This is a genomic window from Gordonia sp. i37 (assembly GCF_002043085.1).
GTDB classification, from domain to species: domain Bacteria; phylum Actinomycetota; class Actinomycetes; order Mycobacteriales; family Mycobacteriaceae; genus Gordonia; species Gordonia polyisoprenivorans.
Genome location: NZ_MVPX01000685.1, coordinates 1 through 230 on the forward strand (window position 1 = coordinate 1; position 230 = coordinate 230).

Below are 230 nucleotides of genomic sequence, written 5' to 3' on the forward strand. Positions count from 1 at the left end.
CCTGGGGCATTGACCTATGCACCCAGCGCCACCTTGCGCGCTGAGGTGCTGGCCAACGACCCCTGGTGCCGATACCCCTACTGCGGCATGCCCTCACACCTGTGCGACCTCGATCATTGGCGACCCTTCAACCACACCGACCCCGAGGCCGGAGGGTGGACGGTGCTCGGTGATCTGATCCCGCTGTGTCGGGCAGATCATCAACGCAAACACCTCGCCGAGTGGGTGCC

Annotated in this window: 1 protein-coding gene; it reads left to right on the forward strand. The window is 65.2% G+C overall.

Annotation, left to right across the window (positions count from 1 at the left end; all coding sequences use genetic code 11):
- A partial coding sequence (locus B1964_RS29605) for an HNH endonuclease signature motif containing protein (protein ID WP_139765979.1) occupies window positions 1–230 on the forward strand: 230 nt, incomplete at both ends.